General features: G+C 46.2%; 11 protein-coding genes. 7 read left to right on the forward strand and 4 right to left on the reverse strand.

Annotation, left to right across the window (positions count from 1 at the left end; all coding sequences use genetic code 11):
• Positions 1-170 precede the first annotated feature (170 nt).
• From galM to galE, 4 genes are all read right to left on the reverse strand, one after another.
• On the reverse strand, positions 171-1,250 hold the full coding sequence (galM, locus tag AB6E52_RS00260) for a galactose-1-epimerase (RefSeq protein WP_102319941.1): 1,080 nt from the start codon (positions 1,248-1,250) through the stop codon (positions 171-173).
• A gap of 111 nt (positions 1,251-1,361) precedes the next feature.
• Positions 1,362-2,522, reverse strand: a complete 1,161-nt coding sequence (galK, locus tag AB6E52_RS00265) for a galactokinase (RefSeq protein WP_017060799.1) — start codon at positions 2,520-2,522, stop codon at positions 1,362-1,364.
• Between the two features lie 191 nt (positions 2,523-2,713).
• A complete protein-coding gene (locus AB6E52_RS00270; protein ID WP_017060800.1) occupies positions 2,714-3,769 on the reverse strand; it encodes a UDP-glucose--hexose-1-phosphate uridylyltransferase in 1,056 nt (351 codons plus the stop codon).
• 273 nt (positions 3,770-4,042) lie between these two features.
• Positions 4,043-5,062: a UDP-glucose 4-epimerase GalE gene (gene galE / locus AB6E52_RS00275; protein ID WP_102319940.1), complete on the reverse strand. Its 1,020-nt coding sequence runs from the start codon at positions 5,060-5,062 to the stop codon at positions 4,043-4,045.
• 393 nt (positions 5,063-5,455) lie between these two features.
• Here galE and ebgR point away from each other — a divergent pair, with 393 nt between their 5' ends.
• From ebgR to ygjK, 7 genes are all read left to right on the forward strand, one after another.
• A complete protein-coding gene (gene ebgR / locus AB6E52_RS00280; protein WP_017069515.1) occupies positions 5,456-6,439 on the forward strand; it encodes a transcriptional regulator EbgR in 984 nt (327 codons plus the stop codon).
• A 324-nt stretch (positions 6,440-6,763) separates the two neighbouring features.
• The gene (gene ebgA, locus AB6E52_RS00285; RefSeq protein ID WP_102319939.1) at positions 6,764-9,895 is read left to right on the forward strand and encodes a beta-galactosidase subunit alpha; all 3,132 of its coding nucleotides are present in this window, start codon (positions 6,764-6,766) and stop codon (positions 9,893-9,895) included.
• A gap of 3 nt (positions 9,896-9,898) precedes the next feature.
• The gene (locus AB6E52_RS00290) at positions 9,899-10,351 is read left to right on the forward strand and encodes a beta-galactosidase subunit beta (RefSeq protein ID WP_017066026.1); all 453 of its coding nucleotides are present in this window, start codon (positions 9,899-9,901) and stop codon (positions 10,349-10,351) included.
• A gap of 142 nt (positions 10,352-10,493) precedes the next feature.
• Positions 10,494-11,918: an amino acid permease gene (locus tag AB6E52_RS00295; protein ID WP_102319938.1), complete on the forward strand. Its 1,425-nt coding sequence runs from the start codon at positions 10,494-10,496 to the stop codon at positions 11,916-11,918.
• A gap of 573 nt (positions 11,919-12,491) precedes the next feature.
• The gene (locus AB6E52_RS00300) at positions 12,492-13,925 is read left to right on the forward strand and encodes an amino acid permease (protein WP_017069519.1); all 1,434 of its coding nucleotides are present in this window, start codon (positions 12,492-12,494) and stop codon (positions 13,923-13,925) included.
• A 427-nt stretch (positions 13,926-14,352) separates the two neighbouring features.
• Entirely contained in the window at positions 14,353-15,417 is a 1,065-nt protein-coding gene (gene ygjJ / locus AB6E52_RS00305; RefSeq protein ID WP_102319937.1) for a protein YgjJ, read from the forward strand.
• Between the two features lie 15 nt (positions 15,418-15,432).
• Positions 15,433-17,826, forward strand: coding sequence for an alpha-glucosidase (ygjK, locus tag AB6E52_RS00310; protein ID WP_102319936.1), 2,394 nt, complete (start codon positions 15,433-15,435; stop codon positions 17,824-17,826).
• Positions 17,827-17,983 lie beyond the last annotated feature (157 nt).

The following is a 17,983-nucleotide window of genomic DNA, read 5'->3' on the forward strand; positions in this document are numbered from 1 at the left end:
CGCTTCTGTTAGGGCTTTCCTACCTTACTCTGATACCCAACAATCGCGCTTAATAAATCACACACTCGTTGAGCGCCACTTTTGCTCATCCCCCAAGAACAACGCGATAACTCACATCGTTCTATTCACAAACAAAAGCAATTGGCATAACCGTTTTGAGCTAGAGCGTACTAGTTTGAAGAATCCCCCGAAAATTCAAACTGGTAACAGGTACGGTAGTTATATTCTTGTTCAGGCTTGAGAATACAACTGTCCTGCTTCCACTCTGGGTGGTTAGGAGAGTCAGGTAAGAACTGGGTTTCTAGCGCCAAACCAGCGTAGTCTTCATAGCTGCCACCACTTCGGTTTGGTGTACCACCAAGCCAGTTTCCGGTGTATAGCTGCATCGCAGGTTTGGTTGAAAATACTTTTAGTGTGACGAGCGCATCCGGTGAGGTTACGGTCGCGGCGCATTGAGTGCGTTTGCAGCCATCAGCCAATAAGAAAGAGTGGTCGTAACCCTTTGCTGCTTTCTGCTGTTCATCGCCCAACAAACGCTCTGAGATCATCATAGGCTGATTGAAGTCAAAGCTGGTCGATTTCACTGATTTAAGGTTACCTAACGGAATACCCACCGAATTGGTCGGTAAGAACTGATTAGCATTGATACTGACAATGTGTGACAAACAATCGTGTCCAGCTTCAGCGCCAAGTAGATTGAAGTACGCATGATTCGTTAGGTTGACTACAGTCGGCCTGTCTGTGGTTGCAGAGTAATTAATGGACACTCGATTGTCTTCAGTGATGTCATAACGTACCGACACATTCAAATTCCCCGGGAATCCTTGGTCGCCATCAGCAGACTCTAGAGTGAACACCACTGACGTTTCGGTTTGCTCGGCAATATTCCAACGGCGTTTATCAAATCCGTTCGGGCCACCATGTAAGGTATTGCCCGCTTGGTTGGTTTCCAGCTTGTAATTCTGACCATCAATTTTGAAACGACCATTAGCAATGCGGTTAGCATAACGGCCAACGGTTGTGCCCATATAGCTGGCTTGTTTATCGAAGTTCTCCATTGAGTTAACACCCAACAACACTTCTCTTTTGTTTCCCTTTACTGGCAGGATACAGCTCAACCATGTTGCACCAATATCCATGAATGTCACTTGAATGCCATGCGTATTTGATAGCGTCACTAACTGAGCGGGTTGGCCATCATAGGCTGGAGTCTGCGCCATGGATTGATGCAGGTTTTGCTCTTGTGTCATTCTAAATTCCTTCTAGTGCCAGTAAAAAGCCTCTACCTGAAGTAAAGGCTTTAGCATTTGGCCTACCATGATCTTTTTACTTGGTAAGCTCTATATTAAGTCTCGAAGCCGTTAGATTACTTCAACTAAGCCTGCTCCGTCTTTCGCTTGGCACACATAAATAGATTCTTTTAGCCCCGTCGCCGCTTGATATTTCTGTTCAACGGTTGTTTTGATTTCATCAACCAATGCAGGTGGAACCAATGCCACAATACAACCACCGAAACCACCGCCAGTCATACGCACGCCACCTTGTTCACCGATCACTTCTTTGACCATATCAACCAGCGCATCAATCTCTTTCACCGTGATTTCAAAATCATCACGCATTGATGCATGCGATTCAGCCATCAACTCGCCCATACGCTTCATATCATGAGTGCGTAGAGCTTGAGCCGCTTCAACAGTACGGTCATTTTCAGTAATCACGTGACGAGCACGTTTCGCGACCATTTCATCCAATTCAGACTCTTTCGCTTTGAATTGCTCAATGGTCACATCACGAAGTGCCGGAACACCAAAGATGCGCGCCGCTTCTTCACACTGTTCACGACGTGTGTTGTATTCGCTGTCGACTAAGCCGCGTTTCTTGTTTGAGTTAATGATAACCACAGCCATATCTTCTGGCATTGAAACCGCTTGAGTCTCTAGGCTACGACAATCCAAAAGCATCGCGTGGTTTGCGCGACCTTCTGCAGAGATCATTTGGTCCATGATGCCGCAGTTACAGCCCACAAATTCGTTTTCGGCCTGCTGACCATTTAGCGCCACTTCAGCTTGGCTGATCTCTAGGTTATAAAGCACCTTGAATGTTTGACCAATCACCACTTCCAGCGCCGCAGAAGAACTTAAACCTGCACCTTGAGGCACGTTGCCCGTTACAGAGATGTCTGCACCTGTAAATTCAAAGCCGCGACCTTTTAAGCACTTCACCACACCACGAATGTAGTTAGCCCACATCTTGTCTTGTTGGAATGTGATCTCTTGAGTTAAATCGAACTCATCGACTGCATTACCGTAGTCCACTGATACTACGCGAACAATGTTGTCGTCACGCTTAGCCGCGGCGACTACCGTTTGGTAGTTAATGGCACACGGTAGAACAAAACCATCGTTGTAGTCAGTGTGCTCGCCGATCAGGTTCACACGACCTGGTGCTTGGATAATATGAGTCGCTTGGTAACCAAGGACTTGCTCAAAAGATGCTTTCACGTTTTGGATTAGGTCAGACATAAGTAAACTCTCTGGTTAAACTCTTTGTTCAATTGGTTATGGCCCCTTCACGGCACCACTTTAATTCTTTTAGATTCCCTATCTCATTCGTCTCTCACGGTAGGGAATGACAACATCAGCCTTTCACCTGCCGTCATTCCAGAATCGAGGGACGAGATATCAGGAATCTCGCTCGTTATCTACGAAGTAGGCTATTCCTGCTCTTTATAGTGAACGTCACTCAAATCACGCAGACGTTGCGCGGCTTGTTCTGCAGTTAAATCACGCTGAGACTCAGCCAGCATTTCGTAGCCGACCATGAACTTACGAACCGAAGCACTGCGTAACAGTGGCGGGTAGAACAACGCATGCAGTTGCCAGTGATCGATGTCGGTGCCTTCTTCGAAGAACGGTGCATAGTGCCAGCCCATTGAGTAAGGGAATGAACACTGGAACAAGTTGTCGTAACGACTGGTAAGCTTCTTAATCGCAAGCGCTAAATCATCACGCTGCTCGTCAGTCAGTTCACTCATACGGCGGATGTGTGTTTTTGGCAGCAACATGGTTTCAAATGGCCACGCTGCCCAGTAAGGCACCACAGCAATCCAATGTTCGGTTTCAACCACAGTACGAGAGCCGTCTTTCATTTCAGCTTCAACGTAATCCACTAAAAGATTAGAACCTTGTTGTTCGAAGTACTCTTTTAACAATTTCTCTTTGCGTTCAATCTCGTTGGGCAAAAAGCTGTTTGCCCATATCTGACCGTGCGGATGAGGCTGAGAACAGCCCATGGTCTCGCCTTTGTTTTCAAACGCTTGAACCCATAGGTAGTCTTTACCTAGCTCTTCAATCTGTTCATTCCATGTGTCGATAACACCGCGAATCTTGTTTACTGGTAACTCTGGCAGCGTTTTGCTGTGGTCCGGAGAAAAACAGATCACGCGGCTCAACCCACGTACACCTTGAGTCTTGAATAGAGGGTTATCAGACTCTGGAGCATCAGGTGAGTCAGGCATCAACGCCGCGAAATCATTACTGAATACATAAGTGCCGTCGTAATCTGGGTTTTCATCGCCCGAAATACGCGTATTGGTTGGGCACAAGAAACACTCTTTCTCATACGCAGGAAGCTGCGCTGTCGATGGCTTTTCATCTTGGCCGCTCCACGGACGTTTTGCGCGGTGCGGTGATACCAAGATCCATTGACCTGTTAATGGGTTATAACGACGGTGCGGATGGTCTACTGGGTTAAATTCAACTTTTGACATGTTTAGATTGCTCTCAAATTTTGTGTCTTGGTCAATTCACCAAGATGAATAATTCTTCTACAAGGAGATTCCCTATCACGCTCGTACCTCGCTGTAGGGAATGACGTGTAATCTCGTTGTGCTATTTGTGCAAAGGCAACCACTTCATAGCCTTATGCTCATCCGTCATTCCAGAATCGAGGCACGAGATATCTGGAATCTCGCTTTTCTCATATCTTGTCTTTGCCTTCCCCAAAGAAATTGGAGTTGCAGCTAACAACGCTGCGGCTTCAATTACGAAGGGGAATAGCCGTTCGGGTTATTCGACTGCCAATTCCACGTATCCGCTGTCATCTCCATCACGCTACGCGTCGCCTTCCAGCCAAGCTCGCGCTCTGCTTTTTCAGTGCTTGCCCAACATTCGGCAATGTCACCTGCGCGGCGTGGGCAAAGTTCATAAGGAACCGGTTTGCCCGATGCTTGTGCGAAGGCTTCAACCATCTCGAGTACACTTGAGCCTTTGCCCGTACCTAGGTTGTAAATGTGTAAGCCCGCTTTCTCGCCAACCACTTTTAGTGCTGCGACGTGACCGTCGGCTAAATCCATTACATGAATATAGTCACGAACGCCTGTGCCATCGACTGTTGGGTAATCGTTTCCAAAAACAGCCAGTTTTTCACGGCGACCGACGGCTACTTGAGCAATAAACGGCATTAAATTATTTGGGATACCTTGTGGGTCTTCACCCATAGTGCCCGATGGATGTGCGCCAACTGGATTGAAGTAACGCAGTAAAGTGACGCTCCAGTCGTTCTCCGCGTTGAACAGATCGCTCAAGCACTCTTCCACCATATATTTGCTGCGACCATAAGGGTTAGTTGTCGCGCCAGTTGGTGAAGTTTCAGTAATCGGCACTACTTCTGGATCACCGTAAACGGTAGCCGAAGAACTAAATACGATGCTTTTCACGCCCGCTTTCTTCATGCTTCGAGCTAACACTAGTGAACCATTAACGTTGTTATCGTAGTACTCCAAAGGCTTAGCCACCGACTCCCCTACCGCTTTCAGGCCAGCAAAGTGAATCACCGCTTGGATATCGTTTTCTGAAAACACGCCATCTAGAAAAGATTGGTCACGAATGTCGCCAAGATAAAACGTTGGTCGCTTGCCAGTTAACGATTCGATCCGTTCCAGCACTAGCTCTTTGCTGTTGCAAAGGTTATCAACAATGATCGGCTCCATACCTGCCTGTATCATTTGAATGCATGTATGACTTCCGATGTAACCCATACCGCCCGTAACCAGTACTTTCACAATCAACCTCTCTTTGTCGTCATTCGTGGGCTAACTCGAACTGACATTCAGCTCAGTAGCACCGTATGTCAGAAATAGTAGCAGCCATTTTGACTATAATTCTGTGATCAAAACCACGAAGTGTAAACGTTTACACTAACTTTCATCATTGGAACTGATCATGACATAGAGAGAACGTATAGCTGTTAACCTCTAATTTATTGAATTTTAATAAGATAATTATAGATAGTTAGATTTGAGACATCACAGATGAGTTGAGCATTTATTTTACTAAAAGTTAATGCAATGACGTCCAGTTTGATTACAATAGGTCTGTAGAATAAAGAGGTGCATTGCTTTTTTACTAAATACCAATTTCAAAGCAGCGCAATGTTCCAATAACAGGAAGTGAGTATGGCAACGTTAAAAGATATCGCGACTGAAGCGAATGTATCATTGGCTACAGTTTCAAGGGTTCTCAATGAAGATCCAACATTAAGCGTCAAGGAAGAGACCAAAAGGCGTATCTTTGAAATTGCAGAGAAGTTGGAATACAAAACCAGCAGCTCACGAAAAACCGTTAGCAGTAAAAAACAAAACCATCACTTCCTAGCACTGTATAACTACAAGCAAGAAGCGGAAGTTAACGACCCTTACTATCTATCGATTCGCCACGGGATTGAAACCCAATGTGAAAAGATGGAAGTTAAGCTAACCAACTGTTATGAAAGTAAAATACAGATCAATTCAGCACCAATCACAGGTGTTTTGTTGGTGGGTAGAATGACACCAGAGGTTATCGAGCAAGCTAAAAAGCTGAGCGATAATATCTGTTATGTCGATTTTACCGATCACTCAGAACCTTATGACTCTGTCGATATCGACCTGGCTTTGATCAGCAAAGAGATCACCAACTTCTTTATCAACCAAGGCTATGAGCGCATCGGCTTTATTGGTGGCCAAGACGACGTCAATACCCCTGATATTCGTGAAGTCGCTTTTGCTGAATATGGTGGCCTCAAGAACGTTGTCAGTGAGCAAGACATCTACCGTGGTGACTTCTCTAGCTCATCAGGTTACAAGCTTGCAAAACAGATGCTCGCGACGGGCGACTACCCTAAAGCCATGTTTATTGCGTCAGATTCCATCGCAATTGGCGTTTTACGAGCAGTTCATGAGCACGGATTAAACATTCCTGAAGATATTGCGCTGATCAGTGTAAACGACATCCCAACAGCTAAATTTACCTTCCCATCTTTATCGACTGTTCGTATTCACTCTGAACTAATGGGAATTCAAGGCGTTAACCTGCTAATTGAGAAAGTACGCGACGGCCGAACCATCCCATTACGCGTCTATGTACCAAGCAAACTTAAGCTGCGTGACACAACAAAATAATTAAATATATCAAATAGATAAATTAAGGCTGCCTTTGTTGAAGGTGGCCTTTTTTGTGCCCATCACATACATCAATCGACACATATCCCCCTCTTTAACCTGCTGCATAAAACAGCCAATAGCATTCTTTTAAGTGGATCACACAGCACCGTAAAAAGACCATAAAAAACGTGATGAAGTTAAAGTAAAACGTTTTCACCAATTTCATTTAGTAAAACTTTTACTAATAATTACCTCAGTCCAAAAATACTCGTATTCACTACGACCCAATTACGCATAAGAACGTCGGTCAGCAAACTGCATTCAGACCGAGAGAGAGGCAACGTGAACAACTGGGAAAACTTCCTGAACTTACATGAGAACCGTATAGCACCGCGTGCATACTTCTTCTCATACGCATCAGAAAAAAATGCAAAAACGTTTCAGCGTGAACTGAGCAGCCACTTCCAACTATTGAGTGGCCAATGGAATTTCAGCTACTTCACCAATCCGCTATTGGTTCCTGAAGAGTTTTATTCTCAGGAAATGAGCGACTGGGGCAACATCACGGTTCCAAACATGTGGCAAATGGAAGGCCACGGCGATCTTCAATACACAGATGAAGGTTTCCCATTCCCAATTGATGTGCCTTTCGTACCATCAGACAACCCAACCGGCGCATACCAACGCTCTTTCTTCCTTGGCGAAAGCTGGGACGAGAAACAAACCATCATCAAATTTGATGGCGTTGAAACTTACTTCGAAGTTTACGTAAACGGCGAGTACGTGGGCTTCAGCAAGGGCAGCCGCCTAACCGCTGAGTTCGATATCTCTAGCCAGGTAAAAGCAGGCAACAACCTACTTTCTATTCGTGTGATGCAGTGGGCCGACTCTACCTACATTGAAGACCAAGACATGTGGTGGACGGGCGGCATCTTCCGTGATGTTTACCTTGTTGGTAAAGAACAACTTCACGTTCAAGACGTTACCGTTCGTACTGATTTTGACGACGCTTACCAAAGCGCGACCCTTTCGTGCAACGTTGCTCTAGAAAACCTAGCAGCAGCGACTAACGCAACTCTTGAGTACGCATTGCTCGATGGCAGCCAAGTTATCTCCCAAGGCTCAGTAGATAACTTAACTGTTCCTAACCAACAGACTGGCGGCAATGCGAACACTCAATTCTCTATCGATGTCGTGAACCCTGTTCAATGGAATGCTGAAAACCCATACCTTTACCAACTGTTGCTTACGCTGAAAGATGGTGACGGCAAGGTGTTGGAAGTGATTCCACAGCGCGTTGGTTTCCGCGACATTAAAGTTCGCGATGGTCTGTTCTACATCAACAACAAATACGTGATGCTGCACGGTGTAAACCGTCACGACAACGACCACCTAAAAGGTCGTGCGGTTGGCATGGATCGCGTAGAGAAAGACTTAGTGTTGATGAAGCAGCACAACATCAACTCAGTACGCACGGCGCACTACCCGAACGACCCACGCTTCTACGAACTGTGTGATATTTATGGCCTATTCGTTATGGGCGAAACCGATGTTGAAACACACGGCTTTGCTAACGTTGGTGACCTAAGCCGCATCACTAACGATGCTGCATGGGAAGCGGTGTTTGTTGAACGTATCGAACGTCATATCCACGCTCAAAAGAACCACCCTTCTATCATCATGTGGTCTTTAGGTAACGAATCAGGCTACGGCTGCAATATCCGCTCTATGTACGATGCGGCAAAAGCGATTGATGACACCCGCTTGGTTCACTATGAAGAAGACCGCGATGCTGAAGTGGTCGACATCATTTCAACCATGTACTCACGTGCTCAACTGATGAATGCCTTCGGTGAATTCCCACACGAAAAACCACGCATTATCTGTGAATACGCACACGCAATGGGTAATGGCCCAGGTGGCTTAACCGAATACCAAAACGTGTTCTACAAGCACGATGCAATTCAAGGTCACTACGTTTGGGAATGGTGTGACCACGGCATTCTAGCGCGTGATGAAGCAGGCACAGAGTTCTACAAATACGGCGGTGACTACGGTGACTACCCGAACAACTACAACTTCTGCATGGACGGTTTGATCTACCCAGACCAAACGCCAGGCCCTGGCTTGAAAGAGTACAAGCAAGTGATTGCCCCAGTGAAGCTTCGCGATTTCGATGCACAAACGGGCACCTTCACGGTAGACAACAAACTTTGGTTCTCAAACATCGATGACTACACCATCACTGCGGAAATCCGTGCTGAAGGTGAAACCATTGCTGTGCAACACATCAAGATTGAAGAACTGGCAGAAAACTCGAGCCGTGAACTGACACTTAACTTGCCACAACTTGATGAGCGCGAAGTGTTTATGAACTTTACCGTGCGCAAGGATTCTCGTACGCCTTACAGCGAAGCGAACCACGACATCGCGGTGTATCAATTCCAAGTGAAAGAGAACACAGCACAGCTAGAAGCCTTCACTAACAACAATGCGACAGCACTGAATGTGGAAGAGTCTCGTTTAGCTTACCTAATCAAAGGCCACAACTTCGCACTGAACTTCTCGAAAGTGAACGGCAAGCTGACGTCATGGTTGGTCAATGGCGAAGAGATGATTAAGTCAGAACCACGAATCAACTTCTTCAAGCCAATGATCGATAACCATAAACAAGAGCACGATGGTTACTGGGAGCCTGCACACTTGCAAATTATGCAGGAGCACTTCCGTAGCATTGACCTTGAATGCGTTAACGTTGAACAGGTAAATGGCAAGGTAGAGATCACCACCACCAGCATCATTGCTCCACCAGTATTCGATTTCGGCATGCGTTGTGAATATCGCTACCAAGTTAATGCTGAAGGCCAATTGAACGTTGAGCTAAGCGGCGAACGTTACGGTGAGTACCCTCATGTAATTCCTGTGATTGGTTTTGATATGGGCATCAACGGCGACTTCGACCAAGTCCAATATTACGGACGCGGCCCTGAAGAGAACTACCAAGACAGCAAGCAAGCCAACATGATTGATGTGTACCAATCAACCGTTGCAGACATGTTCGAGAACTACCCGTTCCCACAGAACAACGGCAACCGCCAACACGTTCGTTGGGCTGCGCTTTCAAGCCGCGCGGGTAATGGTATTGCAGTAAAACCACAGCAAGAAATCAACTTCAGCGCATGGTTCTACACCAACCAAAACCTGCACCAAGCACAACACACCATTGAGCTAGAGAAAAGCGGTTACATCACGTTAAACCTAGATCACCAAGTGATGGGCTTAGGCTCTAACTCTTGGGGCAGCGAAGTGCTCGATTCTTACCGCGTTTACATGGACGAGTTCCGCTACGGTTTAACTCTGATTCCATTCCAAGCAGGCGATTGCGATGCGCAGCACCTAATCAATCACAACTTTGGCGATGAGTTTTTTACGGTGAATGCACCAAAAGCTCAACCACAACTGAACGAGGCATAAGCGATGATCGTTTTAGAGAACTTAGAACAATTTAAAGTCGTCTACCGCGATGGTCGTAAATGGCAACGCTGTGTAGAAGCGATTGAAAACATCGGAAACATCAAAGATGGCGTGATGTATTCAATTGGTGATTCACTGGCTTACATGATTGAAGACGGTGTGGCTCGTAACACAGAAAACTTCACCGGTAATCGTCGTTACTTCGACGTGCACTACTACCTAGAAGGCCGTGAAACGGTTGAATTCGCAGCGAAATCAGAGCTAGAGCAGATCCAAGCTTATAGCGATGAAACCGACCGCGAACACCTAATGGGGAACGGTGAAACTCGTGAGCTAGCTGAAGGCCAAGTGGCGATCTTTGACAACAATCAGGCTTACCGTTTCCACGGTGATAACCGAGTTCGAAAAGTGGTACTGAAAGTGACCATTGAAGACGGTTACTTCCTCAATAAATAAACAATAACGCTATCTATTCACAGTATGTATCGAGCCTTGCCGTTCAAGGCTCCAACATGCTGAACAAAGCCTCAATGCTTCTTCCCTACAAGGAAGCATTGAGAAATAACGACTATAATTACGTGATTCCTTGGAGGACACTATGTCTGAATCTGTACGCGGTAAGTTAGGCAAATTTGCCCTACTCTCCATGACATTTGCAGCGGTATTTAACGTTCGCAACATTGTAAACAACAACATCGAATTGGGATTGAGTTCAGCCCCTATCTTTTTGCTCGCGACCCTTATTTACTTCATTCCGTTCGTGTTCATCATTGCTGAATTCGTATCAGCAAATAAAAATTCTGAGTCAGGCATGTATGACTGGCTAAAAAAACCACTAGGCTCAAAAGCAGCCTACCTAGGTTCCTTCCTATACTGGTTCGTAAACCTTTTCTGGTTTGTATCCCTGCTACCAAACGTAATCGCCTATGCGTCTTACGCGATGTTGGGCTATGAATACGCCTTCTCGCCAGTCGTCACATCGGCTATCTCGATTGCTCTGTTTGCTGCAGCAACTCACATCTCAACCAAAGGCGCGAGCTGGCTAGGTAAGATTGCCGAGATCGTGGCCTACGGTGTATTCGCTCTGTTTGCAATCTACGTTATCGGTGCACTAATGGCACTGGGCAGCAACCATGAGCCAGTAGAACCAATCACGCTTGAAGCAATGACACCGACCATCAACTGGGCAACGCTAGGTATCATGTGTTGGATCTTCCAAGCAGCCGGTGGTGCAGAAACCGCAGCCGCTTACCTAAACGATGTTAAGGGCGGTCACAAGTCTTTCATCAAGGTTATCATTGGTGCAGGTATCGCAATCGGCGCAATGTACGCAGTGGGCTCTCTTCTAGTAAACGTATTCGTTGCTCGTGATGAACTGACCTACGCTGGCGGCATGGTTGAAATCTTCACAGGTATGGCGAACTACTTCGACATTTCACAATCTCTAACGGGTCGCTTCGTCGGTATTATCCTATTCGTTGCTATGTTCGGTTCGATGATGATGTGGACAGCAGCTCCAGTAAAAATTCACTTCTCTGAAATCCCTAAAGGTGTTTACGGCGAGAAGACAACAGAGCTTAACGAACACGGCGTGCCAGTACGTGCAGCTTGGTGGCAGTTCGCGTTTGTATTCGTGATGCTTGTGGTGAACGGCTTCGGCTCTGAATCTGTACAAGACATGATGAATACAGCAATCAATCTAACAGCAGGTACCGCAATGCTACCGCCAATCTTCATCATGGTGGCCTACTTTGTATTCCGCTTGAAACACGACGACACACCGCGTGATTTCCGCATGGGTACTCGAGTTCAAGGTATGGCAGTAGTATCGGTACTGATTGGTATCTTCATTGTGAGCATGACAGCATCGGCATTCCCGACAGGTGTTGACCTTGTTCAAGCCTTCTTCATCAACGTCTTCATGACAGCGGTATTCTCTGGTATCGCATGGTGGTGGATCTCTCGCTTTGAAAAGAAGCAAGCAGGTAAAGAAGCAAAGCTAGAAACGGCTAAGCAGTCGTAATCCAGAATCTATACATCTAGTTAAAAGCGCCTTAATTGGCGCTTTTTTTGTTTTAAATCAGATAATTAAAATAAAAAGCCCAAAAATAAAAACGGCGTTCCGTCAAGGTTTCAGTTCACGAAAAACACCAATTAATAGGTAATAAAACTCAAATAAAAACCAAGGTAAAACATTAACTAAATTTATTTACTCAAGGTCACATATTTGATCAATTTCGATTAACTTCCCGCCGCTTAATCTTTAATCTTCTTGCTGAAGAGACAAACTGATTCATATAAAGAAAGCGACAAAAAGCCCCTACACGCCTTATAAATCGTCGCTCATGAAACAAGCAATCTCTTCAATGAACTTCTTAATCTTTAACTCTTTGTTTTGGTAATAAGTTTACTGAAATACCAAAGAAAAAAATCCCAAAGAAGTCCGATCGTAAATCTATAAAAACAACAATGAGCCAACCCTGACAAAACAAAGCGGGTGTTTGCCAAACCAACATAACAATAAAAGTGCGGCCTAGAGCTTCCCTCTCTAGGACCAAGTTATAACGATCATCAACGTGATTCACCGGAGAACATCATGTCCGAAAATAAACGCAGTACGATAGGCAAATTTGCCCTACTGTCTATGACCTTCGCGGCGGTATACAGCTTCAATAACATCATTAATAACAACATCGAGATCGGCCTTTCCTCAGCTCCGATGTTCTTTCTAGCAACCATCTTTTACTTTGTGCCATTTTGTTTGATCGTTGCAGAGTTTGTGTCACTGAATAAAGACTCTGAAGCGGGTGTTTACTCTTGGGTTAAAAGCTCTCTAGGCGGCCGCTGGGCGTTTATTTCAGCTTACACCTACTGGTTTGTTAACCTGTTCTTCTTCACCTCTCTGCTCCCTAGAATCATCGCTTACGCGTCGTATGCGTTCTTAGGTTTTGAGTACATATTCACGCCAATGACCACCGCAATTCTAAGTACTATTTTGTTTGCGGTCGCGACTCATATCTCGAATAACGGTGCGAAATTACTGGGCCCTATCACCTCACTAACATCATCACTGATGCTGCTGCTAACGATGTCTTACATCTTGCTATCTGGCGGTGCTTTGGTAGGCGGTATCGAGCCAGCTGACCCAATCACCATTGAAGCCATGACACCAAGCTTCAACTGGGCATTCCTTGGCGTAATCACTTGGATCTTCATGGCGGCAGGCGGTGCAGAATCGGTCGCGGTTTACGTTAACGACATCAAAGGCGGTCACAAGTCTTTCGTTAAAGTCATCATCATTGCCGGTATCTTCATCGGTGCGCTTTACTCGGTAGGATCTGTGTTAGCAAACGTGTTTGTTTCGCGTGAAGAGCTTAAATTCACAGGCGGCTCAGTTCAGGTATTTGAAGGGCTAGCAAGACACTTTGGCCTGTCTGAAATCTTGATGAACCGTTTCGTTGGTGTGGTTTCATTCACGGCGATGCTGGGCTCTCTGCTGATGTGGACGGCAACACCCGTTAAGATTTTCTTCTCTGAAATCCCTAAAGGTATCTTCGGTGAGAAAACGGTCGCTCTAAACAAACAAGGCGTTCCAGAGCGTGCGGCTTGGATTCAGTTCTTGATTGTGATTCCACTGATGTTCATTCCGACACTGGCGTCCGATACGGTTCAAGATCTGATGAGTACCATTATCAACATGACAGCTGCAGCATCGATGTTGCCACCGCTATTCATCATGATCGCGTACCTTAATTTACGTTTGAAGTTGGATCACTTACCTCGTGATTTCAGAATGGGCTCACGTATGACAGGCATTACCGTGGTCTCGATTCTGATCGGCATTTTCACTGTTGGCTTCTTTGCGTCAACCTTCCCAACAGGTGCTGACATCATGACCATCATCTTCTACAACGTGGGCGGGATTGTTATCTTCCTTGGCTACGCGTGGTGGAAGTACGGAAAATATGAAAAAAGCTTATCTCCAGAAGAGAAAAAACTAGAAGCAAAACCTGAACCGGCGAACGCTTAGTTTACCCTGCACTCTGATTTAAACTTCGGGCACTCTGACTTAAACTTCAGGCACTCACATTTGGTGAGTGCCTTTTTATTTGTCGGTACATTTCCACTAACCATCTCGATTAAATCAAAGCCATTCAAGAATCAAAACATTCGAACCAACAATCTAACCACCCATCAAACAATTCACCTCCCGAATACTTACAACCCTAGCCATACCTCTGCAAATTCAACTGAAAGTCAAAATAAAAACAAAGTAAATATTTACTAAAAATAGATCACACTTTTAAGCTTAATTAATTTTAAACATCAAAATTATCATTAATATTGGTTTTGCGATCGTAAGTAACCTGACCAATACGCCTTGAAGAGCACCCCATATTAGAAGTCAGAACTGCTTGCGAACCTTCATTTATAACCCCGACACAGAAGTGATTAAAATGAAAAGTAGTTTTACTAAAAACACTCTTATTACAAGCTGTATTCTTGCTGCCTTAAGTACCACTGCCCACGCGGAAGAGTCCGCAGCAAACCACAGTGATACTCAGCCTCCTCAGACAGAAACTGAAACCCTATTTAACTTTTATGGTGAGCTTGGCCTTGGTGGTCACGTGGCACTCGAAGGTGATGATAAAGGCCGCTACGCAGACGGTACTTACATTGAAGCTGGCTTGGCTATCGAGCACGGTAATTGGTTTGGTCTTGCTTATATGGAGGGCTGGACAGTACAAGCCGATGACGAAGGCAATGCTTGGGCAACGGGCCACGGCTGGGGCGGTTTTGAAGGTGGTTTCAACCGCTTTTACGCTGGCTACCGCACAGATAACAAAACAGAATTCATGATTGGTCGTATGGACTCTTCATTAGATGACGTTCAATGGTGGGGTGACCCTACGGTTGAATACGGCTACGCGATCTCAAACACGCGAGACGTGCACCTTGGTGTGAAGATTCAAAACCTAGAAGGCAAGCTTCGCTACAGCGTTTCTTTCGCGCCAGAGTCTGACTTCTCTGAAGACGATGCCCTACTTCACTTCGGCAAGTACGATAACTTTGCAGACCAATGGAAAGACAAGAACGCCATGGTCAATGGTTACCTTCAATACGATATGACCGACGACTTAACCCTAATGGGTGGTGGTGAAGTTCGTAACAACGATGGTGGTGAACTATTGCTATTGGGTGCTGAGTACAAAAACTTCGCCACTCGTGTTTGGCACGATACAGATAAAGGCAACCAAGAGTCTTTCGGTAGCGAATCAGGTATTCAAACCAGTGCATGGTATGAAGCCGCACAAGGCGTTTACCTATCAGCAGCCTACAACTACGCAAACTTTGACGGTGACAATGGCGACAAAGAGATCACCTCTTACATCAATGCTGGCGTTTGGTACGAATACGGCAACGGCGCATTTGCGACTGCTTTTGATAGCCGCTTTGGCGTAGGCAGCGACACTGAAATCGGCGACGCTCAGGTGTTCGCAATGCAATACTTCTACTGGTAATAACAGGAATTGATCATGAAACTGAATAAATCATTCGCAGCTCTCGCTATCGGTGCAGCCCTTGTCGTTACTGGTTGTGCATCAAATTCCATCTCTGGCTCAAGTTCTGATACTGAGCAACTGCAAGCCAACGAGTTTAAGAACGTTATCGACCGTACTGGCTCGCCAGAATACATGCGAGATTACGACTTCGATGACCACCAACGCTTTAACCCATTCTTCGACCTAGGCGCATGGCACGGTCACCTACTGCCAGACAGTGCAGAAGGCATGGGCGGATTCCCAGGTACAGCACTGCTTACCGAAGAATACATCAACTTCATGGCTGATAACTTCGACCGCCTAAGCGTGTTCAAAGATGGCAAAAAAGTGGCTTTCACTATGGAAGCTTACAGCCTACCGGGCGCATTGGTTCAGACACTAAAATCTGACGATGTGACTGTAGAAATGACGATGCGTTTTGCTTCAAACCGTACCTCTCTACTAGAAACTAAAATCACCACTGATTCCCCGGTTGAATTAGTGTGGGATGGTGAACTACTAGAAAAGACCCACGCCAAAGAAGGCGTTTCGCAAACCGACAAAACAATCGCTGAAACTTACCCTGAGTATGACCGTCAAATCGTCGCAACCGACGATGGCCTAAAGGTGACCTTCGGTAAGGTTCGTTCGACATGGGATCTACTGACTTCTGGTGAGTCTGAATACCAAGTTCACAAGTCGATTCCAACGAAAACCACGGTTGATGGTTTAGCGTTTACTTCAGCGGCAAACATTGAAGCATCGACGACTATCTACACCACATACTCGCATGTTCTAACGGCAGAAGAAGCGCAAGCGGAACAGCCTGAAATCAAAAAGATCATGGCAAACCCTACCGACTTCTTAGCCGCATCAGCAGAACGTTGGGAAGGCTATCTTGAGATGGGTTTAACCAACCCGAACGCGACACCAGAGCAAGAGCGTGTTGCGGTTAAAGCGATGGAAACCCTAAACGGTAACTGGCGTGGCGCTGCAGGTGCGATGGAGTTTGACTCTGTGACACCATCCGTGACGGCGCGTTGGTTCTCGGGCAACCAAACTTGGCCTTGGGACACATGGAAGCAAGCCTACGCAATGGCTCACTTCAACCCAGATGTAGCGAAAGATAACATCCGCGCGATGTTTGCCTACCAAATTCAAGCTGACGATCCTGTTCGCCCTTGGGATGAAGGTTACGTGCCAGATCTATTGGCTTACAACCTAAGCCCAGAACGTGGCGGCGACGGCGGTAACTGGAACGAACGTAATACCAAACCAAGCCTAGCTGCATGGGCCGTGATGGAAGTCTACAAGACCACCAGCGATGAAGCTTGGCTAGAAGAGATGTATCCAAAGCTAGTGGCTTACCACGACTGGTGGCTACGCAACCGTGATAACAACGGCAACGGTGTTCCAGAATACGGCGCAGCACGCGACAAAGCACACAACACACCTGAAGGTGAAATGTACTTCACCGTGGTTCGTGGCGATAAGCACGAAACAGTCGTAGGACAAGCAGCACTGGATAAAGTGGTAGCAGAAGGCAACTACGATTACATCGAGAGCCCCGCACAAACGGCTGCATCTTGGGAATCAGGCCGTGACGATGCAGCCGCATTTGGCTTCATTGATAAAGACCAGCTAGACGCATACGTTGCAAACGGTGGTAAGCGCAGCGATTGGGATGTTGAGTTCGCTCAAAACCGCGCTGAAGACGGCACTTTGCTTGGCTATTCATTGCTGCAAGAGTCCGTTGACCAAGCAAGCTACATGTACAGCGATAACAAGTACCTAGCAGAAATGGCTGACATTCTAGGTAAAGACGCAGAAGCGAAAGAGTTCCGTGAAAAAGCAGAGCACCTATCGAACTACATCAACACCTGTATGTTCGACGAAGGCACTCACTTCTTCTATGACATTCGTATTGAAGACAAGCCTTTAGCCAATGGCTGCGCAGGCAAACCGATTGTCGAGCGTGGTAAAGGCCCTGAGGGTTGGTCACCACTGTTCAACGGTGCAGCAACACAAGCTCACGCTGATGCCGTGGTCTCTGTGATGAAAGATACCTCAGAGTTCAACACCTACGTTCCACTGGGCACAGCAGCGCTTTCTAGCCCAGCATTTGGCCCAGATATTTACTGGCGTGGACGTGTATGGGTAGACCAGTTCTACTTCGGCCTAAAAGGTATGGACAGCTACGGCTACCGTGACGATGCGATTGAAATGGCAGGCGCATTCTTCGACCACGCCGATGGCTTGGTACAAGACGGTCCTATCCGTGAGAACTACAACCCGCTAAACGGTGAACAACAAGGTGCTCCAAACTTCTCTTGGAGTGCTGCCCACCTATACATGTTATACAACGATTTCTTTACTGACGCAGAGTAAGTAAAAACCTATACCTGTCTTCTGAAATTCAATGAAAATCTAACCTCATAAATTTCAGACTTTGGCACTCAGTTTCTCGCTGAGTGCCTTTTTTATATCTGAAGTAACGTAAGCGAAAAACAAGCACTTAGACCATTTGGCCTACCATGATCCTTTT

The organism is Vibrio sp. 10N.247.311.13, assembly GCF_041467595.1.
In the GTDB taxonomy this organism is placed as follows: Bacteria; Pseudomonadota; Gammaproteobacteria; order Enterobacterales; family Vibrionaceae; genus Vibrio; species Vibrio crassostreae_C.

What these genes read in the sequence shown, in the direction of transcription:
- galM (WP_102319941.1), bottom strand. Translation starts at nt 1,250, where the DNA reads ATGACACAAGAGCAAAACCTGCATCAATCCATGGCGCAGACTCCAGCC.
- galK (WP_017060799.1), bottom strand. Translation starts at nt 2,522, where the DNA reads ATGTCTGACCTAATCCAAAACGTGAAAGCATCTTTTGAGCAAGTCCTT.
- AB6E52_RS00270 (WP_017060800.1), bottom strand. Translation starts at nt 3,769, where the DNA reads ATGTCAAAAGTTGAATTTAACCCAGTAGACCATCCGCACCGTCGTTAT.
- ebgR (WP_017069515.1), top strand. Translation starts at nt 5,456, where the DNA reads ATGGCAACGTTAAAAGATATCGCGACTGAAGCGAATGTATCATTGGCT.
- AB6E52_RS00290 (WP_017066026.1), top strand. Translation starts at nt 9,899, where the DNA reads ATGATCGTTTTAGAGAACTTAGAACAATTTAAAGTCGTCTACCGCGAT.
- AB6E52_RS00295 (WP_102319938.1), top strand. Translation starts at nt 10,494, where the DNA reads ATGTCTGAATCTGTACGCGGTAAGTTAGGCAAATTTGCCCTACTCTCC.
- AB6E52_RS00300 (WP_017069519.1), top strand. Translation starts at nt 12,492, where the DNA reads ATGTCCGAAAATAAACGCAGTACGATAGGCAAATTTGCCCTACTGTCT.
- ygjJ (WP_102319937.1), top strand. Translation starts at nt 14,353, where the DNA reads ATGAAAAGTAGTTTTACTAAAAACACTCTTATTACAAGCTGTATTCTT.
- ygjK (WP_102319936.1), top strand. Translation starts at nt 15,433, where the DNA reads ATGAAACTGAATAAATCATTCGCAGCTCTCGCTATCGGTGCAGCCCTT.